General features: G+C 64.7%; 22 protein-coding genes. 15 read left to right on the top strand and 7 right to left on the bottom strand.

What is annotated here, in order from left to right; translation table 11 throughout:
• Positions 1-194: 194 nt before the first annotated feature.
• From H4O10_RS17925 to H4O10_RS17905, 5 genes are all read right to left on the bottom strand, one after another.
• Positions 195-578: a hypothetical protein gene (locus tag H4O10_RS17925; RefSeq protein WP_012480483.1), complete on the bottom strand. Its 384-nt coding sequence runs from the start codon at positions 576-578 to the stop codon at positions 195-197.
• Positions 579-1,128: 550 nt separating this feature from the next.
• Positions 1,129-1,341 carry a hypothetical protein gene (locus tag H4O10_RS17920; protein WP_005409921.1) on the bottom strand — a complete coding sequence of 71 codons (213 nt, stop codon included), beginning with the start codon at positions 1,339-1,341 and terminating at the stop codon, positions 1,129-1,131.
• 156 nt (positions 1,342-1,497) lie between these two features.
• The gene (locus H4O10_RS22430) at positions 1,498-1,962 is read right to left on the bottom strand and encodes an RHS repeat-associated core domain-containing protein (RefSeq protein WP_261728499.1); all 465 of its coding nucleotides are present in this window, start codon (positions 1,960-1,962) and stop codon (positions 1,498-1,500) included.
• Between the two features lie 1,095 nt (positions 1,963-3,057).
• Positions 3,058-3,273, bottom strand: a complete 216-nt coding sequence (locus H4O10_RS17910) for a hypothetical protein (RefSeq protein ID WP_044570362.1) — start codon at positions 3,271-3,273, stop codon at positions 3,058-3,060.
• Between the two features lie 10 nt (positions 3,274-3,283).
• Positions 3,284-8,023, bottom strand: coding sequence for an RHS repeat-associated core domain-containing protein (locus H4O10_RS17905; RefSeq protein ID WP_229302664.1), 4,740 nt, complete (start codon positions 8,021-8,023; stop codon positions 3,284-3,286).
• A 356-nt stretch (positions 8,024-8,379) separates the two neighbouring features.
• On the opposite strand from H4O10_RS17905, the gene H4O10_RS17900 reads away from it, so the two are divergent.
• On the top strand, positions 8,380-9,201 hold the full coding sequence (locus tag H4O10_RS17900) for an alpha/beta hydrolase (RefSeq protein ID WP_012480490.1): 822 nt from the start codon (positions 8,380-8,382) through the stop codon (positions 9,199-9,201).
• Positions 9,202-9,236: 35 nt separating this feature from the next.
• On the opposite strand, the gene H4O10_RS17895 is transcribed toward H4O10_RS17900, so the two are convergent.
• Entirely contained in the window at positions 9,237-10,031 is a 795-nt protein-coding gene (locus H4O10_RS17895; protein WP_012480491.1) for a helix-turn-helix transcriptional regulator, read from the bottom strand.
• Positions 10,032-10,197: 166 nt separating this feature from the next.
• On the opposite strand from H4O10_RS17895, the gene H4O10_RS17890 reads away from it, so the two are divergent.
• The 10 genes from H4O10_RS17890 (at position 10,198) to eptA (ending at position 20,027) form a co-directional block, all read left to right on the top strand.
• Positions 10,198-12,072, top strand: coding sequence for an FUSC family protein (locus tag H4O10_RS17890; protein WP_080047703.1), 1,875 nt, complete (start codon positions 10,198-10,200; stop codon positions 12,070-12,072).
• Between the two features lie 4 nt (positions 12,073-12,076).
• Positions 12,077-12,286 (top strand): DUF1656 domain-containing protein, encoded by a 210-nt coding sequence (locus H4O10_RS17885; RefSeq protein ID WP_044570365.1) that lies wholly within the window; start codon positions 12,077-12,079, stop codon positions 12,284-12,286.
• Between the two features lies 1 nt (position 12,287).
• Positions 12,288-13,172, top strand: a complete 885-nt coding sequence (locus H4O10_RS17880; RefSeq protein ID WP_012480493.1) for a biotin/lipoyl-binding protein — start codon at positions 12,288-12,290, stop codon at positions 13,170-13,172.
• Positions 13,169-14,605, top strand: coding sequence for an efflux transporter outer membrane subunit (locus tag H4O10_RS17875; protein WP_012480494.1), 1,437 nt, complete (start codon positions 13,169-13,171; stop codon positions 14,603-14,605). Before H4O10_RS17880 ends, H4O10_RS17875 begins: the two co-directional genes overlap by 4 nt.
• A gap of 134 nt (positions 14,606-14,739) precedes the next feature.
• Entirely contained in the window at positions 14,740-15,087 is a 348-nt protein-coding gene (locus H4O10_RS17870; protein ID WP_049397970.1) for an RcnB family protein, read from the top strand.
• A 71-nt stretch (positions 15,088-15,158) separates the two neighbouring features.
• A complete protein-coding gene (locus H4O10_RS17865; RefSeq protein ID WP_012480496.1) occupies positions 15,159-15,689 on the top strand; it encodes a nuclear transport factor 2 family protein in 531 nt (176 codons plus the stop codon).
• Positions 15,690-15,792: 103 nt separating this feature from the next.
• The gene (locus tag H4O10_RS17860; protein WP_012480497.1) at positions 15,793-16,467 is read left to right on the top strand and encodes a response regulator transcription factor; all 675 of its coding nucleotides are present in this window, start codon (positions 15,793-15,795) and stop codon (positions 16,465-16,467) included.
• Entirely contained in the window at positions 16,464-17,696 is a 1,233-nt protein-coding gene (locus H4O10_RS17855) for a HAMP domain-containing sensor histidine kinase (protein ID WP_049397968.1), read from the top strand. Before H4O10_RS17860 ends, H4O10_RS17855 begins: the two co-directional genes overlap by 4 nt.
• A 59-nt stretch (positions 17,697-17,755) precedes the next feature.
• Positions 17,756-18,142: a diacylglycerol kinase gene (locus H4O10_RS17850; RefSeq protein WP_012480499.1), complete on the top strand. Its 387-nt coding sequence runs from the start codon at positions 17,756-17,758 to the stop codon at positions 18,140-18,142.
• A gap of 73 nt (positions 18,143-18,215) precedes the next feature.
• Positions 18,216-20,027, top strand: a complete 1,812-nt coding sequence (eptA, locus tag H4O10_RS17845) for a phosphoethanolamine transferase EptA (RefSeq protein WP_012480500.1) — start codon at positions 18,216-18,218, stop codon at positions 20,025-20,027.
• On the opposite strand, the gene H4O10_RS17840 is transcribed toward eptA, so the two are convergent.
• Complete coding sequence (locus H4O10_RS17840) at positions 19,931-20,851, bottom strand: M14 family metallocarboxypeptidase (protein WP_005409936.1); 921 nt, start codon at positions 20,849-20,851, stop codon at positions 19,931-19,933. The two genes, eptA and H4O10_RS17840, sit on opposite strands and share 97 nt — an antisense overlap.
• A gap of 145 nt (positions 20,852-20,996) precedes the next feature.
• On the opposite strand from H4O10_RS17840, the gene H4O10_RS17835 reads away from it, so the two are divergent.
• Genes H4O10_RS17835 through H4O10_RS17820 form a run of 4 tightly spaced genes read left to right on the top strand, consistent with a single transcriptional unit; the run spans position 20,997 to position 24,918 of the window.
• Complete coding sequence (locus H4O10_RS17835; RefSeq protein ID WP_099596124.1) at positions 20,997-21,650, top strand: DUF3348 family protein; 654 nt, start codon at positions 20,997-20,999, stop codon at positions 21,648-21,650.
• Between the two features lie 10 nt (positions 21,651-21,660).
• The gene (locus tag H4O10_RS17830; protein WP_012480502.1) at positions 21,661-23,925 is read left to right on the top strand and encodes a DUF802 domain-containing protein; all 2,265 of its coding nucleotides are present in this window, start codon (positions 21,661-21,663) and stop codon (positions 23,923-23,925) included.
• Positions 23,922-24,560, top strand: coding sequence for an OmpA family protein (locus H4O10_RS17825; RefSeq protein WP_012480503.1), 639 nt, complete (start codon positions 23,922-23,924; stop codon positions 24,558-24,560). Before H4O10_RS17830 ends, H4O10_RS17825 begins: the two co-directional genes overlap by 4 nt.
• Positions 24,478-24,918: a DUF2894 domain-containing protein gene (locus H4O10_RS17820; protein WP_306766112.1), complete on the top strand. Its 441-nt coding sequence runs from the start codon at positions 24,478-24,480 to the stop codon at positions 24,916-24,918. The genes H4O10_RS17825 and H4O10_RS17820 overlap by 83 nt, the downstream gene beginning before the upstream one ends.
• Positions 24,919-25,249: the final 331 nt, after the last annotated feature.

Here is a 25,249-nt window from a genome sequence, read left to right as displayed (position 1 = left end):
CAGAAAATGTAAGAAGCCACCCGCGTGTCAGTTTCATAGGGCTCACTGCAGAGTTTGAATTCCAGCCATAGCGCAGACTATAGCTGCTCCAACCTCATAGCTCGCCAGCGCTCCTCCTCCCACTGTTGCAACACCGGCAACAAAGGGCACTTCAACAAACAATATCAGAACGGATGCACTAGACACCGGCAAAGTCAACCATGTCGGAGGCTGAACGTAAGACATGCATGACTTGAAGTACTTGCCATATGTCTTTTGATGAATGGACGCATCAGAACCATTATCGTCTTCGCACAATCCCAGAGAATCGGACTGTGAAATAGGATTCCCACCAACATACGCAAAGCTTGCAATCCCCCAAAGTAGTCCAATGCGATCACTCTGCGAATACCGCCCCACTGCAGAGACGTATTCCGCTGATAGTTGTAGAACAACCCACTCGCATCCGTCGCCTGCTGGCCCGGGAAGCGCAACGCAAGCTCGAACGCCACACCATCCCCATCAGGATCGGCACTCGGAATCTGGTTGCCGAACACTTCGCTCTTGTTGCTCCAATCCCAGATCGCGACATCACGCACCGGGTCGCTGCAGGTAAACGATCTGCTGCCAGAGCGTGGTATTCCCTGCTGCGTTGGGGCTGCGCCCAGCGAGACAATTCGCTACCGTCCGCTGCCCCAGGAGCTGCCGCCGACCAATCGAGCCGTCTGAACAGACCACGTCTCCAGAAGATGCTGCGCTCCCGGTTCACCACCATTCTTCAGTACAGAATGAATCGCATCTAGTCTATTTTGAATAGCATTGGACATTGGCAACTTCAAAATCCTCTCACGCATTCCACGGAAAAAACTCTATCCACTTCCGCACCTGCAATCCTCTGACCTAGAGATATGTGCAGGTAGGGAAAATCATCATATGTGGGAATCACGAAGGTCCATAAGTAGATAGCAGACGGTGCAGGCGCTATCGCATACCCAGAGATCACATCTCGCGCATACAAGGCAATCAAGAAATTTCCAACGGCCCGCATTCCGCTTTTCTCGGCGTCCTTTTTCAAACACCGCAGATCAAACGCTCTCATGCTATGCCACGGACCTTCCTGGAGGGCTGAGGAGCTCCCTGTTTCATGTCTCACACATTGAGAATCCGCCGGATCACCGGAGAGTCGATCAGCAGGTTCTCGCCGAGCGCTTTCGCAAGATCCTGCAACTCGGCAGACCATCCCTCAACCTGCGGAAGCGCCACCCTGGTGAACAAGGTCCTCTTCCCATCTGCCCCCACCCGAAAAACAACCAATTCCTTTGCATCTTCATCAACACAGACGAGATGGTCATACGTATTCATTGTCAATTGTTCCATGTATTCAATGGCGGAATAGGGCTTCCGCTAAGACACGCAGCATATCTCTGCGTCGCCGACGCATGACAGACCGCACCAGCTCTTGCGCCACGCACCCTGGTGATTCCATTGCAGGTATCCGTGTCAGTCCGTAGCAGGGCCTCACAATCTTCTCCCTCCTCGTCCGAACACATCGCCTGACCGGCGATATTGCCCAGAAACCCGCCGACCACCGAACCTGCGGCACCGCCGAGAGCACTCCCGCCAGCCGCGCCGCCGATGGCGCAGACTGCTGCCCCTGGGCCTGATGGACTGCAAGCCGCCGCGCCGCTGATGCCTCCCACAGTGCCTCCTCCGTAGTAGCCCGCCGCACCGCCGCAAACCGCACCTCCAGCGGTGTAGGCCGCGACACACGCTCTCTTCTTTGCCAGCCCCTTCGGATCGGTAGCAATGATTGGATTCGAATCCACATAAGCGTAAGCGCTGATGCCCCCCCTTCAATCCAATAGCATCACTCTGCGAGTACCGCCCCGCCGCCGGGTCGTACTCGCGCTGATAGTTGTAGAACAACCCACTCGCATCCGTGGCCTGCTGCCCCGGGAAGCGCAGCGCCAGCTCGACTGCCACACCATCCCCGTCCGGGTCGGCACTCGGAATCTGGTTGCCAAACACTTCGCTCTTTCTGCTCCGCGCCCAAGCCGGGACATCGGGCGACCGAGCGATTGCCACGCGCGGTCCACCCGGATGACATCAAGTGAGCGCGACTTCGCCTTAGCTGACCTATTGCGCAGGCGCGCTGGCCCGATGCGTGAGCATCAGAGCGCCGACATCAAGGGAGGTCCGTACTGACGGAAACAGAGCCGTTTTCCCTCAGCCAGACGTTCACGTAGGTATCTGGGGGAGGTATCCGATTGATCGACGCCCCTGCAGGAAGGATCTCCCAGCTGGTGATCGAGCCGCAAACTGTTTTATGGATCAACCTGCGACTGTCCAACCCCCGTCTAGCCAGTTCGGTAACAACCACTTCGGGAGGCTGGCGATCAAAGCCTTTGAAGGCAGTGCAAGTCTTTCCAGTCTGACCCATGGGGTACGTTGAACTCTCAGCATCATCCCGGCACCCCAGCTGGCCCAGAACGAGCGAGAAGATGGCCAGTATCCGAATGCATCGCATTGCGTGTTGCTCCTTCCTTTACTGCCCTGCTGTAGGCCTTGTCTACTGCGGCGCCTCCGAGTCCTCCATCGCGCAGCCGAGTTGCGCAGATCATCCGCTCTTGATATGCGCGACACTCAAGCTCATTGGCCAGCTGCCGATGCCCGATCCCACCATATTCCCAGTCCTATGGGAATGCGCTTGCACCTTTAGGCCTACCCACGCAGGGCATTAGGCACCCTCTTTTCCAATAACGCCTTATGGTTTCGCTTCGGCGTCCTTTTTCAAACACCGCAGATCAAACGCTCTCATGCTATGCCACGGACCTTCCTGGAGGGCTGAGGAGCTCCATGTTTTCATGTTTCATATCTCACACATTAATAATCCGGCGGATCACCGGAGAGTCGACCAGCAGGTTCTCGCTGAGCGCTCTCGCAAGATCCTGCAATCGAACAGAGAACCATTCACACCCGACACCGGATCAAGACGAATTCCAGCTAGCTGCAAATCGTGAAGTGATACCCATACAATCTGCCGCAACCATACGTCGCGCGCGAGTCTCCAGGCGGAGCTTACCGATTGGCTTTCACTCCTTTAATAATAATTGCCATAAACATGCCGCAGATCAGGAGCGACCCCAGCGCCATAGGCAACATTACAAAATAATCGCCCCTCTCAAGGCGGCCAATCGCATACGCCTTCAATACAAGATAGGACGAGGACCTCAAGAAGATTAGCGCAAAGAACAACAAACCAAGCCAATTAAATATTTTCTTGCGCATATGCATATCATCTCCATTATTTGCAATTGCACCCGGACCCACCCGAAACATCCCTCACCGCCTTCATGGCATCCAGTGCATCCTTGTCAGTGGCTACGCGTTGCAACAGTTTCCGTGTGGCCTTAAGGTGACCGCTGAACGTCAAGCCAAACGACAACAGCTCTCCCGTCTTCGCGCCAACTGGCCCCAGCAACTCCCCGCCCACCTCGGCGTAGATGGATTCTCTTTCCTTTCCATCTTGAGCGGTTTGTATCGCTGACACTCCATCGTACGCCGTTGCTCCACCATTCACCATTACCAGGAATCCGGGGATTGCAACTTCGGGCTGCAGAGACAAAACACCGGCAATGGTGGCTCCTGCGCCATTCACAGCTTCCAAGCCTCCAAAGGTGAGGTCTGCCACACCGAACGTCATGCCTAAGTAGTCGACGCACTCGCAGGGACACAAACCAAGTGGATCTATCAAAGACGACGGGACGCCACCTGCGTATCCGTATGTGCTGATCCCGCCCCTGAGTCCAATGCGATCACTCTGCGAATACCGCCCCACCGCAGGGTCATACTCCCGCTGGTAGTTGTAGAACAGCCCACTCGCATCCGTGGCCTGCTGGCCTGGGAATCGCAGCGCCAGCTCGAACGCCACACCATCCCCATCCGGGTCGGCACTCGGCATCTGGTTGCCGAACACCTCGCTCTTGTTGCTCCACTCCCAGATTGCAACATTCCGCACCGGATCGATCACCACGCGCGGCGTACCCAGATGATCTGGTTGGACGTAGGCCAGCTCCGGCACGCCGGTAGCCGGCACATTAATCAGCGCCACCGGGTAGTTGTCCAGCCAGATGGCCTGCTGCTGCGCCAGCCCCGTGGCCGAGTAGTTGCCCAGCCACTGCCCTGCTTCGTCGTACAAGGTGATCTGCGCTGCGCCACCAGCCGGGGTACGCAGAACGCGTTCACCGCGGTGGTTGTAACCGTAGCTTTCCAGTACGGCATTGCCCTGCTTCACCGCGTTCATGCGGTTGGCATCGTTGTAGATGAACGTCTTGCCGCCGATGCTGGTGGTGTTGCCCACCGCGTCATGGTTGCGCGCTTCGCCGTCCACGGCGGTCAGCCGGTGGCTGGTTGCGGGGTAGGTGTAGCTGGCGGTGCCTGCCGAGGTGGTCAGCGCGGTGCGATTGCCGGTGGCGTCGTAGGCATAGGTTTCAATCGGCGTGCCGGTCGCGCCGTCCTGGGTCTGGGTCAGGCGGCCCAGCGTGTCGTAGGCGTACTTGGCCAGCACCGTCGAACCTGCGCCGTTCTTCAGCTCGGTGATCGAACCGACCGGGTCGTAGCCGTAGCCCAGCGACAGACCGCCCGCAGCCGGGTCGTGCACCGCCTGCGGGCGATAGTCCAAGTCCAGCGGACGCTGCAGCTGCCGCCCATTGCCATAGGCCCAGCCGGTGGCCGGGCCGAAGGCCGCGTAGGTCACGTTGTTCACCACGATCTGGCGTGCCTGGCCGGGCCGGGTCAGGCCGATCTGGCTGATGCGCCCCTGGCTATCGCGTACATAGTCGGCCACGCTGCCGTCGGGGTAGGTCAACGCAGTCAGACGGCCCGACTTGCTATAGGCGTAGCGCAGCGTGCTGGCGACACCATTGATCGTCTGCACTTTACGGGTGACCTGGCCGAAGCGGTCATGGCAATACTGGGCGCTTCCATTGGCGTGCAGCACCTGCCCCAGGCGCCCCTTGGCAAAACGCTCGTCGGCGGTACACGCAGCAGGCGCCACGTCATAGCTGTAGCCCACGTCCAGATTGGGGTCCGGGTAGGCGATACCGATCAGGCGGTTGAGTGCATCGTAGTGATAGGTGGCGGTGACGCCACGCGCATCGGTAGCCGTCTTGCGATTGCCGGCGGCGTCCACGGCGAAGCTGCTGGCGCCACTGTCCGGGCTGACTTGCCCGGTCATATCACCGAAACCGTTGTAGGCGTAGGTGGTATGCAGGCCCTTCGGGTCGGTGACCTGGGTGACCTGGTCCAGCGCGTTGTACTGGCTGCGGATCTCCGCCGCCACGCCGCCGACATCCTGCAGGGTCTGCGCCAGTCGGTTGAGCGGATCGTACTGCTGGCTGGTCACGCGCTGCAGGGCGTCGGTCACGGTCTGCGGGTTGCCGTTGGCATCGTAGGCAAAGCCGGTAGCGTGATTGCCTGCGTCCTTCAGTGCGGTCAGCTGGCCGAGCGTGTTGAACGTCCGCGCCAAGGTGCGACGTAGCGTGCCGCCTGCATCGAGCGTGTCTTCCTTGAGGCGATTGCCGGCGTTGTCCAGCATGTAGTGAATCGTGTTGCCCGCGTTGTCCTCGATGTCGGTCAAGCGCAGCGCAGCATCGTAGAAGTAGGACACGCTGCTGCCATTCGGCTCGGTGATTTTCTGCACCTGGCCGGTTGGCCAGTAGCTCAGCTGGGTGACCCGATCCTCGGCCGTGGTCGCGCCGCGCACGGTGATGGAGGTCGGCCAGCCGCGGGGATGGTAGGTGTAATCAGTCACCACGCCGTTGGCGTCCTTGACCGACAACGGCCGCCCGAACGCGTCGTAAGCCAGAGTCTCGGCCGTCTGGCCCAGCGCATTGGTCACGCTGCGCAGGTCGCCCTTGCGATAGCTGCAGGCACCTCCGGTCGCGCACCCTGCATCATCCGCCGAGTAATAGGCATAGGTAACGGCATCGGCCACATCCGTGCGCGGGCCATCCACACTCTTCAGCAGCCCCTCCACCGGGCAGCTGCCTGCCACTGCCACATCAGCGGCTTCGCAGTACGTATAGCTGGTGATGCGCGTCTGACCGGACGCGATGTCGGTCACCGTGTTGGTTGTCGGCTGGCGCCGGCCATTGAAGGACGTTCGGGTTTCACGATTGCCGATCCGGGTGGTCAGTACCGCATTGGTTTCAACGTCGCGCGCCGTGGTCACCACACGCTGCTCGGGCAAGCCGACCGCTTCGGTCACGGTATGGATGCTGACGGCACGGCCGCTCACCGCATCAGTACCCTGCGCATAGGTGTGCTTGGTCTGGATACCGCGACGATCAGTGTAGGTATCCAGGCGCCGACGGAAGTCGACACTCTGGTCGTAGTAGGTCCGGCTGACGGTTCCCTGCGAATCACTCAGGCCGGTCACCTTGCGCGACGGAGCGGTGTCGCCCCCGGGTGTCAGGGTGTAGTCGGTCTGCCGCCCCAGCGCGTCGGTCACCAACGCACCACCATTGGGGCTGTAGGCCAGTGTCACGCCATCGGCACCGCCGGCATGTTGACTGGAGATCACACGACCGATGGAATCGTAGGTAAAGGTGCTGTAGCGGCGACCGTCCTCAGCGGTGATGCCGGTCAGGTGCTGGGGGAAGTCCTGGTTCTCGTAGTGATATGTCCGCACACCACCACCCGCATAGGTCACCGTGGCGACCTGGTTCTGCGGCGTGTAGGTATAGGTGGCGAGCGCAACGCCTTCGACCAGCACCGAACTGATCAACGCCTCATAGTCGTTGGACTGGTAAACGAACTCCAGTGTGCGGCCACTGCTGTGGGTGACCGCCGCAAGGCGGTCGCTGTCGTCGTAGATGTAGGCCAGCGACGTGCCATCCGGGAAGCGCTTGGCGGCAAGACGCCCGTCCGCGCCGAAGGTAGAGATGGAATCCGCCGAGTACAGTGTCCAGTTGCCGTTCTGGACCAGACGGTCACCACTGTCGTCGTCCGCCTCATAGGCTTGGCCGATCTTCTTGAATGCACGCTGGAAACCGGTGCTTTCAATGATGCCCACACTGTCAACGCCATCCAGTGCCAGGTGGGCGCCCAGCGAATGGGTCCAGCCATAGCCGAAGCCACCGGATGAGGTGGAGATGCCGGAGTGATAGAAGCGCGTCAGCGCGATCCAGCCCAGATCAAAGTCCTGCGCGATCTCATACTTCTCGCCCGTTTTAACATCACATGGGTTGCCGACATTGCCGTCGCAGGTACCGCCGTTGGAGGCCGGGTCCTTGTCGGGAATCGGACTCATGTTCGCCGCTGTATCGTTGCGGGGCATGGGGCAGCTACCGTTGCCGCCGTCCTTGTCGCACTTCTGCGACTTCGAGGTGATGGTCGCAACGAATTCCTCGTTGACGCAGGCGTTGTGCTTGTTGGACCACTGCGTAAGTGGAACAGGGCAATCAAGCCGGCGTTTGCGGCCGAAGGCCATCTGGCTCACGTAGGGAGCGCAGGGCGATTCGGCCGTGTTCTCCCCGATCATATCGGTGATTTGATAGAACCTGGACTCGACTACGCCTTCCATTTCGGGCACGCCGGAGAACCAGTCACCCTGTGGTGTAACAGCAGCACCCGGACACACAGGGTTACTTGCCTGGACTTCAGCGAGATAACTCGCGACCATCGCCTCTTCGGTCGAAAACTCCGCTGTACTCAGATAGGTCCAGTCTGGATCGGAGGGTTGTGCCTTCCCCATCCAGTAGGTGATCGACGTATTTCCGTTCAAGTCCACGACTTTCGACTTGATCTTGTCGACAGACTGCCAACCGAACTGGAACTCCGGCGGGAACGGACTCGGTGCGGGCAGGCTCTTGATCGCCTGCACCGCCTGCTGCTGGGTCTTGTACTGCGTCGAATTGCCGCCGGGCTGCGAAATACGCCAGGTGATCTTGCTTTCCTGCGCCTGTACAACAGCCGGCGCAATGCAGCCAACGGCAACGATCGCCAGCACGGCACACAAAATGGTCTTCAGTCGTTCCAACATCCCTGTTCTCCTTCCTGGACGAACACAGCGCCGGCGGGAACGAGAACGCGGAGCTGTGCCCCGCGTCATGCTTCGGATCGTCCCTGGTCCGGAATGCGGCAGTGCCACATGCCGCCTTTATCGTTGAGGACGCTTGCACGTTCAAGTGTGGAGCCGCGTAACCGATCACAGATTCAAGCATCCAACGCCATTCAGCGGTCTACGCCCCGTCCCCATGACTTTCTGCACAGGGAGTCGGTGTTATACCTCACTACATTACCAACACGACCTGTCGCGAGGTCGGCAGGCTGTGGCACTCCGCTGCAGACCTGACCCATCGGAAGGGCTGGCACGCGTCACGGCCCAGGAGAATGGCAATGAAGATCAGCCGAGTGACGTTGTGGGCGCTGGCCGCCATGATGGCCGCAGTGGGCACCGCGCACGCAGGGGAAATCCAGGTGGATCGAGGCGCTTACACACTGCAGGCCGAAGAGATGGGGGCCGGCCCGATCACCGTGGTCTTTGAATCCGGTTTCGGGCAGGGCGCGGGGGCCTGGAAGGAGGTGGTTGCCGGTCTGGGGCGCGACTACCACAGCATCACCTACGCCCGTGCGGGACTCGGCAAGTCCGGCAGCGACGGTCATCCCAAGCGCATCGATGCGCATCTGGCCGACCTCACGGCCGTGATCGATACGCTCGCTCCCGGTCGCCGCGTTGTGCTGGTGGGTCACTCCTATGGCGGCCTGCTGGCCACGGAGTTTGCACGCCGCCATCCGGAGCGCCTGCAGGGCCTGGTGCTGGTGGACCCGGCCACAATGGGGCAGCGCCATGCGTTCAAGCAGGCCGACAGTGCCCGCGTGCAGGCAGATGATGCCCAGCTGCGGGCGATGCTGCCGCCAGCCATGGCCGCCGACTACGCCGTGCTGACCGAACAGCTGGATGCACCCGGTGCGGAAACCCCGCGCACGATGCCGGACGTGCCGGTAGCGCTGCTGACTGCAACCCAGCTGGCTGCCGAACCGCTGTTCTTCGAGGAAACCGCAGCGGGCAAGGCGCTCTGGAAAGCACAGCACGCCCTGCTCTTCTCGGGATTCACGCGCGGCTCGCACCGCTACCTGGCAACCGGCCACACCCTCCAGCGCGAGGAACCCGCTGCGGTGGTGGCAGCGATTCAATCGGTCTCCGGCACCTCGAAGTAGCTGTTCCAGGCAGGGGCTTCCCGGGCTGTCCCCGGCTACTGCCCACGCAGGCGCACCGCAAAGTACCGCGCCGGGGAAAGGCCAAGCGCTTTCTTGAACATCGTGATGAAGGCCGTCACCGACTCATAGCCCAGCGTCTCGGAAACGCGTTGTACGGGTGCACCGGCGGCGAGTTCCCGAATGGCGATGAGCAGGTGCAGTTGCTGCCGCCAGCGCCCGAAGGACAGTCCCGTTTCCCGTTCGATGAGGCGGGTCAACGTGCGCTCGCCCAGGGCCAGGCGCACGGCCCACTGGCCGATGGTGCTGCGGTCTGCCGGATCCGCCGACAGCGCCGCAGCCAGCGCGCGCACCTTCGGGTGATGGCTGACCGGCAGCGACAGATGCTCAGCCGGCGTCTGCACCAGTTCGTCCAGCAGCACCCGCGCCAGCCGGTCGGTGTGGCTGCCATGCGGATAGTCCAGCGGCGCGTCGGCCAGGTGCAGGATCATCTCGCGCAGCATCGGCGAGATGGCCAGCGTCACGCACTGCGCCGGCAGGTCGACGATGCCGGGCTCGACGAACAGGTAGCACAGGCGCGCGTTGGCGGTGGCGCGGTTGCTGTGCGGCATGCCGCCCGGAATCCAGACGCCACACTGGGGCGGCACGATCCACAGCGCATTGGCCACTTCGCAGGTCACCGCCCCATGCAGCGCAAGAATGAGCTGACCCTTTCGATGCTCATGCACCGGAATTTCCGCGTCGTGCTCGGCCACCTGCAGGCGGCTGGCAACCGCCGGGCGATCGGTCTCGTCCGGGTCCAGGTCAAAGCCGGGGAGCGAAATGCGAGCCATTCTCACATTGACCGGTTTTAGCGATTGATTGTCATTGTAGCGAAATTCGCCAGTGCGGCCGGTCACTAGCATGAGCTGCATGCACTCCCCCACCCCGCTCCGCCCCCACCTGCTCCAGGCATTTGCCCGGTTTAAAAGCCCTGCCCTCAGGACCGACCAGGAGGCGGTGCTGTTCTCGCTCAAATGCCTGCTCGCCGCGTCGTTGGGGCTGTATGTCTCTCTGCGGATCGGCCTGAACCGCCCGTTCTGGGTGGTCGGCACGGTCTATCTGGTGTCGCAGCCCCTTTCCGGGGCGACACTCAGCCGCGGCCTGTTCCGCCTGCTGGGTACCGTGGGCGGGGCCGTCGCCACCGTCGCGCTGGTGCCACGTTTCGCCAATGCACCCTTGGTGCTGAGCGCCACACTCGCCACCTGGATGGCGCTGTGCCTGTACCTGGCGATGCTCGACCGCACGCCACGTGCGTACGCGTTCCTGCTGGCCGGCTATACCACCAGCCTGATCGGGTTTCCTGCGGTGATGGTGCCGGGAGAGGTGTTCACCATTGCCATCACGCGGGTGCAGGAAATCGCCATCGGCATCCTGGCCGCCACGCTGGTACATGGGTTGGTGCTGCCGCGCCGGGTCTCGATGCGCGTGCACGCACGGGTTGCTGCCGTGCTGGAGGATGCGGAACGATGGACACGCGACATGCGCGCCAGTGCATCGGACACGGTACTGGCGACGGACCGCTCGAAAGTGGCGGCCGACCTGCTCGAGCTGCATGTGCTGTCGATCCACCTGCCCTTCGACAGCGCCCACGGCGTGGCCCAAGTGCAGATCCTGCGTGCCCTGCATGACCGGATGCTGGACGTGCTGATGCTGTCCAGCGCGGTGGAAGATTCCATCGCTCGGCTGCGTTCACCGCAGGCCGGCACAATGGATGCAAGCGGCTGGCGCGATCTGCTGCAGGCCAGCCTCGCCGCGCAACAGGCCGAGCTCGACCTTGCCCACTCCCACTGCCGCGTGCTGCAGGCACAACTGCACACTGCCCGCCCCGACTGGCGCCTGCATGTGCCTGACCGTCTTGCGCGGAATGTGCAGGGCGCAGTGATTCACCGGGATCACAGGAACGCCGCGCGCAGCGCGCTGGGCGCGTTCGTCGGCATCCTGCTGAGCTGCGTGCTGTGGATCATCACGGGCTGGTCGGACGGCGCTACGGCGGTGTCCATCATCGGCACAGCGTGCGTGCTGTTCGGCACGATCGAAGCGCCGGCACCGCATGTCATGCGCTACCTGGTGGGATCGTGCATCGGCGTTGCCGTCGGCCTGCTCTACGGTCTGCTGATCTTCCCCGCGCTCTCCGATTTCGTCGGCCTGATGGCAGCGCTGGCGCCTGCGCTGCTGCTGTGCGGATCGTTCCTGGCCCGGCCGCCCTTCATCATGGCTGCGCTGGGCGTGGTGCTGACGTTTCCGCTCATCGCCGGCCTGGGCGCGACCAATTCGACCAACATCGTCGGCGCACTCAACAACGGCGTTGCGTTGTTCATCGGTACGACGGTGGCACTGTGCAGCATGCAGCTGTTCCAGACCGCCGATGCGGGCCGCAACCGCGCACGGCTGGAGCGTTCGATCCGTCGGGACATTGCGCGACACGCCGCCGGACAAGGCGGTGCGACCCGCGCCTGGCTCAGCCGCATGCTGGATCGAATCGGGCTGCTCGCTCCCAGGTTGCAGGGCCGTTCCAGTGCCGCACACGATCTGCGGGAATTGTTTGCGGACGTTCGTGCGGCACGTGCATCCAGCCAACTCCGCGCGCTGGAAAGGCGGCTGCACAACCCGAAGGTTCGGGCGCTTCATGCGGCGCTGGTCGAACGCATCGCTGCACATTTCAGGGTTCGCGCCCACTCGCCACGCAGTGTCGACACCCATCTTCTGGAGCTGCTGGACCGCATGCGCGAGGCAGCGGCGGCCAGCAGCGAGGCTGATCAGAGGTATCTGTCGCACCTGCTCTGCGGGTTGCGCCGTGACCTGCTGGCATCCCCGCTTACCCATCGGCACTGACCTCATGTTTTCTGACCATTCCATTGATGGCGTGCTGATCCCCGGCCTGCTCGCCGTGGCCGCCGCCGCGCTGGTGCTGTCGATGCTGAGCTCACGCCTGCTCGCCAGCCTCGGCCTGTACCGGTTGTTCGCCGCGCGGCCCTTGGTGGGCCTGTCCCTGTTCGTGATCCTGGCGGAGCTGATGATCCGGCTCTCGCCCCTGCTCGAGAAATGAAATGAAACACCTGCTTGCTGTCATCGGGCGCTGGAGCGCTACGCTGGTTGTATTCGCGATTGCTGTCGTCGCCGCACTGTCCATCTGGAAGCGTTACGAAATGCGCCCGTGGACGCGGGATGGGCGGGTGCGCGCCGATGTGGTGCGCGTTGCATCGGACATGGGGGGGCTGGTCACCCAGGTGCTGGTGCACGACAACCAGCGGGTCAGCGCCGGACAGCTGCTGCTGGTACTGGATCAACCGCGCTTCGCTGCCGCGCTTGAGAAGGCCGATGCAGCGGTCAGCAGCGCTCGCGCCACGCTGGCGCTGGCCCGCCGCGAATCGACACGGGACAACGCACTTGGCAACCTGGTCGCCTCGGAGACACGCGAACGCAATGCCGCCAAGGTCGATACCGAGTTGGCAGCGCTGGCGCAGGCACAGGCCGAACAGCGCGTCGCCCAGCTCAACGTGCAACGCACCGAGGTGCGCGCAACCACCGACGGCATCGTCACCAACCTGGACCTGCACGCGGGCGACTACCTGCAACCCGGTGCGCAGGCACTGGCGCTGATCGACACCCGCAGCCTGCGTATCGAGGGCTACTTCGAGGAAACCAAACTGGGCTGCATCACCGAGGGCGATGCCGCCGTGGCGCGGCTGATGGGCGACGACCACGACGTCCGCGGACACGTGGATACCATCGCCGCCGGCATCGCCGACGATCAGCGCTCAAGCACCCACAACCTGCTGCCCGCCGTGGCGCCGACCTATACCTGGGTGAGGCTGGCACAGCGCATCCCGGTACGCATCCGTATCGATGATGCGCCGCCGGATACCCGGCTGATCGTAGGTCGCACTGCGAGTGTGACCATCACCCCCTCGGCGCAGAGAGCCTGCAAGTGAGCGTGCGGACAGTACGTGGCGGGCTGCTTGCCCTGCTGCTGCCGATGACGGCCTGCGTGTCCGGCCCCGACTATCACTTGCCGGCGAGCGCTGTCGCAGCCTCCCCACGGGCGGCGCGGGCGTTCGTCTCGGGCCAGGAGGCATCGTTCAGCCACGACGCGCCACCGGATCGATGGTGGCAACTGTATGGCGACCCCCAGCTTGACGCCTACGTACGCGATGCTCTGGCGGCCAATACCGACCTGCGCGCCGCCGATGCCAACCTCCGGCGCGCCAGCGCGACCGTGATGGAGTACCGCGCGCGCGGTGCCGTGCAAGGGGACGTGGATGCATCGGGCACGCTCGTCCATGCCGGTGGCTACACCCAGGCGTCGGCCGCGCCGCAGTCGTACGCGCTGGGCCTCCACCTCTCCTATCCGCTGGATCTCGCAGGTGGCATCCGCCGCGGCATCGAAGCCGCCAACGCGGACACGGAGGCGATTGCTGCGGCACGCGACCAGGTTCGCGTGGTCGTCGCTGCGGCCGTCACCCGTGCCTATCTCCAGGTGTGCACAAGCAATCACACGCTCGCTGCAACCCGGCAGGTGCTGGCGATACAGCGCGCCACGCTGGAGGCAACCCGACGGCTGGCTGCAGGCGGGCGCGGAACGGACTTCGATGTCAGCCGTGCCGGTGCCGCCGTCAATCGCAGCGCGGCGGCGATACCGCACCTGCTGGCGGAACGGCAGGCCTCACTGTTCGAACTGGCCGCACTGATGGGCAAAGTCCCGGCAGACTATCCCAGGGAAGCAGAAGGGTGCCCACAGCCCCCTGAGCTGCAGCAAGCATTGCCGATCGGTGACGGCTGGCAGCTGCTCCAGCGGCGCCCTGACGTACGCGCAGCCGAACGCAGCCTGGCCGCCGCGACTGCAATGATCGGTGTCGAGACGGCGAGTCTCTATCCGCAGATCACCCTGGGCGCCTCTTCGGGCGTGGCCGGCACACCGGCGCATCTGCTGTCGGCCGACGGCTTCGGTGCGAGCATCGGTCCCGTGCTGTCATGGCACTGGCCCGACCGCCGCGTAGCCAAGGCCCGCATCGCGGCGGCCGGTGCCAATGCGGACACCGCTCTCGCTTCCTTTGACGGAGTCGTGCTGCAGGCACTGCGCCAGACCGAGACCGCGCTTTCTGCCTGCACGCAGGAGCTTGAACGCGAGCGCAGCCTGGCGCACGCGCGTCGGGACGCATCCCGTGCCACCGAACAGGCACAGCACCTCTACCGCTTCGGCAGGATCGATTTTCTCGACGTGCTTTCGGCCCAGGCCGAGCTGGCAGATGCGGAGTCCGCATTGGCCGCCTCGCGCGCGGAGCGCATTGACCGGCAGATGGATCTTTTCGTGTCGTTGGGCGGAGGCTGGGCCGCAACGGATTCGGCCCCGGGCGGGCTCCAATGACCCGTTGTCTGGCAACGACTGCAGGCCGCGCCGTCTGTTCAGGAAATTACCGCCTACACCCGCATTCATTCACATGGATTGCCCTATATTCCCGCCACAGCGCCGCATGCTGCGGCCATGACGGAGGCATCCCCATGAAGACCACACGTTTGCTTGCCATCGCCTTGACCACCGCCACCGCTTTCGCTGCGGCCCCCGCGTTCGCCGATCCGCCGCACCACGCCCGCGGCAACGGGCCGCCGCCGCACGCAGGCGGCCCGCACAACCGCGAAGCGCCGCCGCCGGGCTGGCAGAAGAAGGCTTGGCGTCGTGGCGATCGCCTGCCTTGGGCTGAAGTGGACCGCCGCTACTGGGTGAACGATTACGCGCGCTATGACCTGCGCGAGCCGGGCCGCGACCGGCGTTGGGTGCGCCAGTCCGATAACGAGTACCTGTTGGTGGAGATCGCCACCGGCTTGATTGTTGACGCGCTGCATCGTTGAATGCGGAGCGCGCCGGGGCCCTGTAGCCGTGGCCCTGGCGCGCTCCCACCACACTGCGGCCGACATGAATGATGCGAACCACCGGATTCCAGAGCGCGTTTCTCATTGTTGGCCTCATCGCAGGCCAGCCGGCCCACGCTAGCCAGCAGCCATCAGCGGCGGATGTAAAAGCGATCGAACAGGTGGTCGAAGCGTTCCGCACCTCGCTGATCAACAAGGACAAGCCGACCTACATGGGCCTGTTCTTCTCGGACAAACCAGAAGACATCGGCTGGCAGTTCGTTTCCGAGGACGTGCGCCTGCAGGACATCCGCAAGGCCAAGCCCGATGCAATCAAGGCACGGCAGATTCCTGCAAACAACTTCATCGCGCTGATCGACGGGGCGGTGGCCTCGCCGAAGCCGAAGGAGGAGAAGTTCTCCAACACGAAGATCGAGACGGATGGTGATGTGGCTTCGGTCTCGTTTGACTACAGCTTCCACGACGATGGGGTGAAGACCAACTGGGGCAAGGAAATGTGGCAGCTGATCCGCACCGAACAGGGCTGGAAGATCTTCTCGGTGATCTACTCGGTCCGCGATTCACGCAGCCCGGCCGATTGAGCAGGGCTTGATGCGGGCGCCCTCACCCGCGATCCATTCAGCAAGGGCATTGGCATTCGGCGAGCGATCGGGCAGAGTTCGGCCACGCGCAAGGACGCATGCCATGACCCGCCTGCTGATCATCGAAGACAACCCCGAGCTGGTTGCCAACCTGTATGCCTTCTTTGAACCGCTGGGCTACGTCCTGGACGACGCCCGCGACGGCGCCAGCGGACTGCGCCGGGCCACGCAAGACGACTACGACGCCATCCTGCTGGACCTGATGCTGCCGCGGCTGGACGGCATGACGCTGTGCCAGAAGCTGCGCCAGGAGTTCCAGAACCCGGTGCCGATCCTGATGCTGACCGCGCGCGATCCGGTCGAAGACCGCGTGCAGGGCCTGGCCCTGGGCGCGGATGACTACCTGGTCAAACCGTTCTCGCTGACGGAACTGGATGCGCGGATCAAGGCCCTGGTACGACGGGCGCAGGGTCGCCAGGTCCAGAGCGTGCTGGCGTGGAAGGACCTGCAGGTAGACACGCGCTCGCCACAAGCCTGGCGGCAAGGCCGCTGCATTGCGCTGACGCCCACGTCGCACAAGCTGCTGATGTGCCTGGTGCGTGCGGCGCCGGCCGTGGTGCGCAAGCAGGAGATGGAATACCTGGTCTGGGGCGACGAGCCACCGGACAGCGGCGCGCTGCGAACCCACATCCATGAGCTGCGCCTGCAGGTGGACCGCAGCTTCGACACCGCGCTGATCACCACGGTGCACAGCGTCGGCTGGCGCATGCAGGCGTGACCCGTGCCTCCCTCTACCGCCGCCTGAGCCTGCGCACCCGCATCACGATCTCGTTCGTGCTGTTGATGGCCGGTGCCATGGGCTTCATCGTACTGGCCGAACAGGTGGACTACGACCAGGTCCGGGCCGCTGTCGTCGCGCGGACCCAGGACAATGAAGTACGCCGCCTGCAGGACGAACTCGCCCGTGGTCGGCGTCCCGACCTGCCCTCCGGCAGCGCACTGTTCGATGCCCAGGACGTGCCTGTCGTGCTGCGCCAATATGGCCCGGGATATCACGGCGAAGCAGCACCCAACGAGTGGCACCTGCGCGTCTTCGACAGTGCCGGCCAACGTTACTACCTGCTGCAGGACGCAGCGCCCTATGGCTATCTGGAATACCTGATCAATGCCTTTGCGGCACTGGTCATTTCGATCTGCGTGCTTGGCGCCTTCCTGATCGGTCGCAAGGTAGCGACCCACGTCATCGCGCCCATCACACGATTGGCCGATGCGGTGCAGGACGGCCACAAGCCCTTTCCCTACCAGGACGCACGCGATGAGATCGGCGTGCTCGCGCGCGCCTTTGCCCGCCATAGTGACGAGCTCGAACGGTTCCTGCATCGCGAACAGTGCTTCAGCGGCGATGCCAGCCACGAGCTGCGCACGCCCTTGGCCATCATCGGTGGTGCTGCCGAGACGCTGGCCTGCCAGCTTCCGGCCGACAGCCACCTGGTTCCCAGTGCCGAGCGCATCCTGCGCACCACCCAGGAGATGCAGCGCCAGCTGACCTGCCTGCTGCTGCTCTCTCGCGCCCCCAGCACCGTGCCACGCAACGAGGTGGCCCTGCGTGCGCTGATTGAATGCTGCATGGATCGCTGCCAGCCCTGGCTTTCCGGCAAGCCGGTGATCGTTGCGTTTGATGCCCTGCATGACACCGTGCTGCACACCAACGCGGATCTTGCGCGCAGCGTGATCTGGAACCTTCTGCGCAACGCCTGCCAGTACACCGAAAGCGGCGAAGTCCGGATCTCCCTCCACGACGCCGCACTCATCGTCGCCGACACGGGGCCCGGCCTGCCCTCCAGTATCGATCCACAGCTGTTCCAGCGCTTCGTACCCGCTAGCGTGCACAGCGGCGAGGGGCTGGGGTTGTCGATCGTGCAGCGCATCGTCGAGCACCTGGGTTGGAGGATGACGGTGCATTCATCGCAGCAGGGATGCCGGTTCAGCCTGGAGTGGCCCCTCTGACGATTTCCTGACGCACGCGTGCACATGCTGGGGATTGCTCACTTCACGGCGGAAACCGCATGCAGCACCCCAAGGACAGCGGCAAGTACCCGCACGGGAAGACCGGCCTGAGCCGCATCTTCCACACCCTCATCCATTCGCGTGATGGCTTCGTCGCCACCTTCCGCGGCGAGGCTGCCTTTCGCCAGCTGCTGCTTCTGCACGCGCTGTTGATCATTGCAGCGTTCGTACTGGACATCAGCGCGGTCGAGCGCGCGATAGTGCTGGCGGTCTGCTTCATCAGCCTGCTGGTGGAACTGCTCAACTCGGCGATCGAAGCGGTGGTTGATCGCATCTCCCTTGAACAGCATCCGCTGTCAAAGAACGCCAAGGATATGGGCAGCGCCGCGCAGACCACCGCACTGTTGATGGTGGGTGCTGTGTGGGGCCTCATCCTGCTGGGCTAGTCCGCCCAACCTGACAACTTCCTGATAAAGCGGTTTCGATACTGCGCGCACTCCCGCTCCACGGAACCTGCTCGTGCGTCAATGCCGCCGTTTTCCACGGCCCCATCCGATCGTTCTGGTCTGGGCCGTCGCACTGTTCTTCACCACGATTGGAAACATCGCCCTCTGGAAGACGCTGTGGGGGCTGGTCGACCTCAACAGCGTGCGCAGCGTGCTGTTCCTGGCCAGCCTGCCGGTGGTGCTGTTCTGCCTGTTCAACCTGTTGCTGACGCCACTGCTGGCACTGCCATTCCTGCGCAGGCCGCTGCTGGTGCTGCTCGTTGTCGTCAGCGCCGCCTGCAGCTACTTCATGCTGCACTACAACGTGCTGATCGATCGCAGCATGGTGCAGAACGTGTTCGAGACCAACCAGGCCGAACTGAACGCCTATCTGTCGCTGCCACTACTGTTGACCCTGCTGGCGCTGGGCGTGCTACCTGCTGCCGGGCTCGCCCTGGTGCGCACCACCAGCGGGGCCGGTTCGATACGTTCGCTGCTGGTGTGGCCGGCCAGCGCTCTGGCGTCATTGCTGGTACTGCTGGCAATCGGCTTCGCGTTCTACAAGGACTACTCCTCGCTGCTGCGCAACAACCGCTATCTCCGTGACCAGGTGCTGCCGTTGAATGTCGTGCGCCATACCCACGGTTATCTGAAAGGCCTCTACAGCGCCCGCCAGCAACCCTTGCGCCCGATCGGCATGGACGCACGGCGCGTACCGGGCCCGCGTCCGAAGCTGGTGGTCATGGTCGTCGGCGAGACCGCGCGATCACAGAACTTCCAGCTCAACGGCTACCCACGCGCGACCAATCCCCGGCTCTCGCGCAAGGAAGGCGTCATCAGCTTCAGTGATGTTTCCTCATGCGGAACCGCAACGGCGATCTCGGTGCCGTGCATGTTCTCGCAGATGACCCGCCGCCAGTATGACGATGTACGCGCAGCGACCGAGGAGAACGTGCTCGACATCCTGCAGCGCACCGGCATCAGCGTGCTCTGGCGCAACAACAACAACGGTGGCTGCAAAGGCGTGTGCGAACGCGTGCCGACCGAGGACATGCCCGCGCTGAAGGTGGCCGGCCAATGTGTCAATGCCGACGGCACCTGCTATGACGAGGTGCTGCTGCATCAGCTCGGTACACGCATTGACGCCATGAACGGTGACGCCCTGGTCGTGCTGCACCAGCTTGGCAGCCACGGCCCGACCTACTTCGAACGCTACCCGGCACAGTCGCGGGCATTCAGTCCGACCTGCGACAGCAACCAGATCCAGCAGTGCAGCAACGAGGCGCTGGTCAACACCTATGACAACACCCTGGTCCACACCGACCGCATGCTTGGCAGGACCATCGACCTGCTGCAGGGCTATTCGGACCAGCGTGATGTCGCGCTGATCTATGTGTCCGACCATGGCGAGTCGCTCGGCGAACGTGGCATGTACCTTCACGGCACGCCTTACTTCATCGCGCCGCGCGAGCAGACCCAGGTGCCGATGGTGATGTGGTTCCCACCGGAATTCAGCCGCAACGCGGGCGTGGACCTGGCCTGCCTGCGCGGGAATGCCCTGCACCGGGCGCACAGCCACGACAATGTCTTCCACTCACTGCTGGGCCTGTTCGGGGTCAACACCACGGTGTACCAGCCCGATCTGGATGTCTTCGCCGGATGCCGCGCGTCGGCTTCGCCGGCTGTGGCCACCTCGCCAGCCAAAGAACGGCGCCGGTTGATGCCGGTCGCTGCCCGCAACGTGGCGCGTTACTGCGCCGCCAGGGCGAAATCCAGGCCCGCACACACCGCCGCCACCTGGGCGTCGTTGCACTCCTGCGGGTTGGTGCGCGGGCTGTCCGGGTAGACCTCGGTGGTGGTGGCAAAGCGCGCGTCGGTGAAGCCGGCGCAGGCGCCGATCGACCGCGACTCACCCCACACCACGCCCGGTGACTGCAGCGGCAGGCCGACCAGATTGCCCTCGGCGTCGGCCGGGGCGATATGGGTGACTGGCGCGACCGCAGCGATCAGGGCCTTCTGGAACTCGGCCTGCGGGTCTTCGCTGTTGCCGATCACGTAGAAGCCATCCGGAATGGTGTCGCGCTCGAACGGCTTGCCGTCGCGGGCGCAGCGCGCCGGATCGAACTCGTGCAGGTCGCTGTCGGTGGTCTCGTGCAGGTCCAGGTGCACCAGCAGGTTCGGTTTGCGCTCGGCCACCCAGGCCATCAGCGCGGCCGCTTCCTCGATCTGGCCGCCGTCACGGAAGCTGCGGTTGGGGTCGATGGCATCCGGGTTCCAGCGCTGGATGCGCTCGTAGCCCCACGGGCTGACGCACGGTGCCACGATCAGGTTCAGCCGGCCCAGGTAACGCTCAGCCTGCTGTTCCAGGAACTGCAGGGCGCCATGCACGCCGCTGGTTTCGTAGCCATGCACGCCACCGGTGATCAGTGCGGTCGGCAGCGCCGGGTTCCAGTCGTGGTTGACCACGGCGAACAGCGGGTAATGGTCCGGCGCATAGTCCAGCTGGCCGTACTGGATCACATCGAAGCTGTCGTCCAGGCGCTCGAGCGCGGCCACCACGTCATCGTGGTAGCTGCGCTGGCGCTGCTGGCGAGCCCGCCACTGTGCGCGTTCCGCGTCGCCCCAGGGCTGTCCGGGGGTGCCGATCGGGTAGAACTGCGCAACGGTCATTGGGGAACTCCAGGGGTCGAACGGATGGGTGCAGCCGGACATTCTAAGCCTTGTCGCGCCTGCGGGCGCCCCCGCCCGGCCCCGCCTTCATCCAGGCCGGGTCATCTGGTTGTAAAATCAACGGTTTTTGGCCCCTCACCCCTTGATGGCGAAAGCAGCGCAGCCGGTCCTGGGTGGACCGGAATTCCTCCGCCTGCTCGCCCGTCTCAGCGACGGCGCGATGCCGGCCAGCAGTCCCGCCCTGACCGATCGCCTCGGCCAGTGGGTGGACTGGAGCCGTGCCGTGGCCCTGTCCGGGGCGCTCGGCGGACGCCTGCCCGAGCCCGGTGAAGCCGCCGAAGCCGTCGAGGATGTGCTGGCCGACTGCGTCCAGGCGCACACCAGCCTGCTGGCCTCGATCAGTGAGGACGCCGAGACCGAGCGCCTGCTGGATCTGGCCGAAGCTGCCGCTGCATCCAACTTCGCCTCGCTGCGCCAGCGCTACCGGGTACTGCAGCAGGCCATCCAGACCGCCACCGGGCGCCTGCGCGGCCGCCTGCGCGACCAGCTGGTGCAGGTTTCGCCCGAGCTGGCGCGGCTGGCCGAGGTCGATGCGGTGATGGAACAGACCCTCACCCCGCGCGAGCACAGCCTGCTGGCCACTGCGCCGGCCGTGCTCGGCGCCCGTTTTGAACGCGTGCACGGCCAGCCCGGCTGGCGCGCGGCCTTCCGCCATGACATGCGCACCCTGCTGCTCGCCGAGCTGCAGCTGCGCTTCCACCCGATCGAAGGGCTGCAAGACGCCCTGCGCTCCCACTGACCGGAACACCATGTCCAGAACTGCTTTCCATGTCGTTGTTTTCCTTGTCGGCCTGCTGGCCGTGTGCTGGATCGGCATTGGCTATGTTTCGGTGCATCCGCTGGGTGCAGCGGTGGCGGCGATCATCGCGGCCTGCTACATCGCCGGTGGCGTGGAGCTGTACCGCTACCGCCAGGCCAGCAACGGCCTGCGCAGTGCACTGAACGACCTGTCCAGCGCGAAGGAGAGCCTCACTCCCTGGCTGGAGCGCGTGCCCGCAGGCCTGCGCAATGCCGTGCGCCTGCGCGTGGAGGGCGAGCGCACTGCCCTGCCCGCTCCGGTGCTGACCCCTTACCTGGTCGGCCTGCTGGTGCTGCTGGGCATGCTCGGCACCCTGCTGGGCATGATGGACACGCTGCGTGGCACCGGACTGGCCCTGCAGAGCGCGACCGACATGGCCGCGATCCGCGGCTCGCTGGCTTCGCCGGTGCAGGGCCTGGCGGTGGCATTCGGCACCTCGATCGCCGGTGTGGCCAGCTCGGCCATGCTCGGCCTGCTGGCGGCGCTGCTGCGTCGTGACCGCCTGCAGGCCGTGCAGCAGCTGGATCGCGCCATTTCCGGCGACCTGCATCCGTACTCGCAGGCCTGGCAGCGCGCCGAGTCGCTGCGCCTGCTGCAGGCACAGTCCGCGGCGCTGCCGGCGCTGGTCGACCGCCTGCAGGCGATGACCAGCACCTTTGAACAGCACAGTGCGGCCGCCAATGAGCGCCTGCTGGCCGGCCAGGCCGAGTTCCTGACCCAGAGCCAGGCACTGCAGGAACGCCTGGCGGTCTCGCTGCAGCAGTCGCTGCGCGAAGGGGCTGAAGCCAGCGCCGCCGCCATCGGTGGCGCGCTGCAGCCGATGGCCGAGACCACCCTGGCTGGCCTGGCCCATCACGGCGAAGCACTGCATGCCCGCGTCGAGCAGGCCGTGCAGCAGCAGCTGGCCGGCCTGAGCGACGGTTTCGAGCGCAGCCGCGTCGCAACCGAGGCCAGCTGGGCCAAGGTGGTGAGTGAACAGACCCAGGCACAGCAGGCACTGGTGAGCGACCTGCGCCAGCACCTGCAGGCCTTCAGCGATGGCCAGGCCACGCATGCCGAAGCGCTGGTCACACGTATCGGCGAGCGCCTGCAGGCCGATGCACAGGACAATGCGGAGGCCTTGCGTGCTGCCGCCGAACAGCAGCAGGCCCTGAACAGCGCGCTGGTCGAGCGCCAGCAGCAGGCGTTGATCGCCGCCAGCGAGCATCTGGACGCGCGTGCGCAGGCGCTGCTGCAGGCACTGGAGCAGCAGCACAGCGCCAGCCAGTCGCTGCTGCAGGACCACGAACTGCAGCGTTCGCAGCAGTGGCAGGCAGCGCAGGCCACCGCCGCGACCGCGCACGCCGAACTGCAGGCCAGCCTGGACAGCCGCGAGCAGCAGCGCCAGGCGCGCTGGGACGCGGTCAGCGCCGAGTTGCAGCAGGCCCACGCCGCCCTGCAGGCGCAGTTGCAGGCCGGCGACGAACAGCGCCTGCAGCGCTGGAGCGATGCTCTGCAGCACGTTTCCACCGAGCTGGCCGAGCGCCTGCAGGCCAATGGCGAACGCCTGGCCGCGCAGCAGCAGCGCGTCTGCGACACGCTGGCGGAGACCGCACAGCAGATCGGCGAGAACGGTCGCGCACAGGCCAGCGCCACGCTGGCCGAAGTGTCCACCCTGCTGCAGACCGCCGCCGCCGCGCCCAAGGCCGCTGCCGACGTCATCAACGAGCTGCGCAGTACGCTGTCCGAGAGCCTGGTGCGTGACAACGCGATGCTGGAGGAACGCGGACGCCTGCTGGCCACCGTGCAGACCCTGCTGGATGCGATCAACCACGCCTCGCACGAACAGCGCACCGCTGTGGACGCACTGGTCGGTGGCTCGGCCGAGCTACTGGAACGCGTCGGCAACCGCTTCACCGACCATATCGCCGCCGAGACCGGCAAGCTGGATGGCATTGCCGCAGCGCTCCACGGCAGCGCGGGCGACGTCGGACAGCTGGCCAGCAGCTTCGGCGAAGCGGTCGCGCAGTTCGGCAGCGCCTCCACCGAGCTGTCCGGCCGCCTGGAACAGATTGGCGGCGCACTGGACGCCTCGCTGGCCCGCAGCGACGAGCAGCTGGCCTACTACGTGGCGCAGGCGCGCGAGGTGGTCGACCTCAGCCTGCTGTCGCAGAAGCAGGTGATGGAAGAACTGCAGCAGCTGGCCGCGCGCCGCGGCAAGGCCGGCAGCGCATGAGCGACGAGCTGGAGGTCGATGGCGGCTCGCATGCCCCGATCTGGGCCGCCTTCGGCGACCTGATGTCGGTGCTGCTGGGCGCGTTCGTGCTGATACTGGTCGGTGTGGTCGCGGTGCAGCTGGAGCTGTCGCAGCGGCTGGACCAGGAAGTGAAGCAGCGCCAGGCCGAAGCAAAGCGCCTGCAGACACTCGAGCAGGCACTGGCTGGCCCGCTGGCCGCCGGTCGCGTGACCCTGGTCGATGGACGCATCGGCATCAGCGGCAGCGTGCTGTTCGCGCTGAACTCCGACCAGCTGCAGCCGGAAGGCCAGGAGCTGCTGCGCAGCCTGGCCGCACCGCTGGCCGCCTACCTGGGCAGCCGCGAAGAGATCCTCATGGTCAGCGGCTTCACCGATGACGCGCCGGTACGCGAAGGCAACCGGCGTTTCGCCGACAACTGGGAGCTGTCCGCGCAGCGCTCGCTGACCGTGACGCGTACGCTCATCGCCGATGGCGTACCGGCCGACGCCGTGTTCGCCGCCGCATTCGGCAGCGAGCAGCCGGTCAGTTCCAATGCCAATGAGGAAGGCCGCGCACGCAACCGCCGCGTCGAGATCGCGCCGATTCCCAAGCCCAAGGCCCGGGATGCCAAGTAAGCTTTCAGCGCTCGAAGGCCTGCGCGCACTGGTGCGCGACCTCGATGCGGGGTCGCGCTCGCTGCCGCATTACCCGCAGGTGCCGATGCTGCAGCAGGTGCAGCGCGAGTGGTCGGAGCTGCGCAGCGAACTGCAGGTGCGCCGCTCACTGCGCACCGAGGCCCCGGCCGACGGCGGCCCGCTGAACTCGGCGGTGCTGGTGCAGCGCATGCTGGACACGATGCAGGCCACCAGTCCCGGCTACCTGCGGCACTTCATCGACTATGTGGATACGTTGTCGTGGCTGCAGGCGCTGCAGGACGGCGCCGCCAGCGGTGCAGATACCGCGAAGCCGAAGCGGACACGCAAGCCGCGCTGAACACCAATTGGTAGTGCCGGCCGCTGGCCGGCAGCCATGCAACTCCGCGCAGGTCATGAGGTTGCCGGCCAGCGGCCGGCACTACCACCGAGGGTGCTCTGCGCGCCGGAACGCGATCTGCGCTGCGCTTCGGCTTTGCTGTGGTAGTGCCGGCCGGTGGCCGGCATCACAACCAGACCGACCATCGCCGAGGCGCGCGCAAGCGGCGCTGAACAGCGAATGGCCGTGCTGAACATCGACTGGTAGTGCCGGCCGCTGGCCGGCAGCTATGCATCTCCGCGTGGGTCATGGGGTTGCCGGCCAGCGGCCGGCACTACCACCGAGGGCGCTC

It is taken from the genome of Stenotrophomonas sp. I18B00994, assembly GCF_014145825.1.
Taxonomy (GTDB): domain Bacteria; phylum Pseudomonadota; class Gammaproteobacteria; order Xanthomonadales; family Xanthomonadaceae; genus Stenotrophomonas; species Stenotrophomonas maltophilia.
This window is presented reverse-complemented; position numbering and strand designations above follow the sequence as displayed.

What these genes read in the sequence shown, in the direction of transcription:
- H4O10_RS17920 (WP_005409921.1), bottom strand. Translation starts at nt 1,341, where the DNA reads ATGAATACGTATGACCATCTCGTCTGTGTTGATGAAGATGCAAAGGAA.
- H4O10_RS17910 (WP_044570362.1), bottom strand. Translation starts at nt 3,273, where the DNA reads ATGCATATGCGCAAGAAAATATTTAATTGGCTTGGTTTGTTGTTCTTT.
- H4O10_RS17905 (WP_229302664.1), bottom strand. Translation starts at nt 8,023, where the DNA reads ATGTTGGAACGACTGAAGACCATTTTGTGTGCCGTGCTGGCGATCGTT.
- H4O10_RS17900 (WP_012480490.1), top strand. Translation starts at nt 8,380, where the DNA reads ATGAAGATCAGCCGAGTGACGTTGTGGGCGCTGGCCGCCATGATGGCC.
- H4O10_RS17895 (WP_012480491.1), bottom strand. Translation starts at nt 10,031, where the DNA reads ATGGCTCGCATTTCGCTCCCCGGCTTTGACCTGGACCCGGACGAGACC.
- H4O10_RS17885 (WP_044570365.1), top strand. Translation starts at nt 12,077, where the DNA reads ATGTTTTCTGACCATTCCATTGATGGCGTGCTGATCCCCGGCCTGCTC.
- H4O10_RS17880 (WP_012480493.1), top strand. Translation starts at nt 12,288, where the DNA reads ATGAAACACCTGCTTGCTGTCATCGGGCGCTGGAGCGCTACGCTGGTT.
- H4O10_RS17870 (WP_049397970.1), top strand. Translation starts at nt 14,740, where the DNA reads ATGAAGACCACACGTTTGCTTGCCATCGCCTTGACCACCGCCACCGCT.
- H4O10_RS17865 (WP_012480496.1), top strand. Translation starts at nt 15,159, where the DNA reads ATGCGAACCACCGGATTCCAGAGCGCGTTTCTCATTGTTGGCCTCATC.
- H4O10_RS17860 (WP_012480497.1), top strand. Translation starts at nt 15,793, where the DNA reads ATGACCCGCCTGCTGATCATCGAAGACAACCCCGAGCTGGTTGCCAAC.
- H4O10_RS17850 (WP_012480499.1), top strand. Translation starts at nt 17,756, where the DNA reads ATGCAGCACCCCAAGGACAGCGGCAAGTACCCGCACGGGAAGACCGGC.
- H4O10_RS17840 (WP_005409936.1), bottom strand. Translation starts at nt 20,851, where the DNA reads ATGACCGTTGCGCAGTTCTACCCGATCGGCACCCCCGGACAGCCCTGG.
- H4O10_RS17835 (WP_099596124.1), top strand. Translation starts at nt 20,997, where the DNA reads ATGGCGAAAGCAGCGCAGCCGGTCCTGGGTGGACCGGAATTCCTCCGC.
- H4O10_RS17830 (WP_012480502.1), top strand. Translation starts at nt 21,661, where the DNA reads ATGTCCAGAACTGCTTTCCATGTCGTTGTTTTCCTTGTCGGCCTGCTG.
- H4O10_RS17825 (WP_012480503.1), top strand. Translation starts at nt 23,922, where the DNA reads ATGAGCGACGAGCTGGAGGTCGATGGCGGCTCGCATGCCCCGATCTGG.
- H4O10_RS17820 (WP_306766112.1), top strand. Translation starts at nt 24,478, where the DNA reads ATGCCAATGAGGAAGGCCGCGCACGCAACCGCCGCGTCGAGATCGCGC.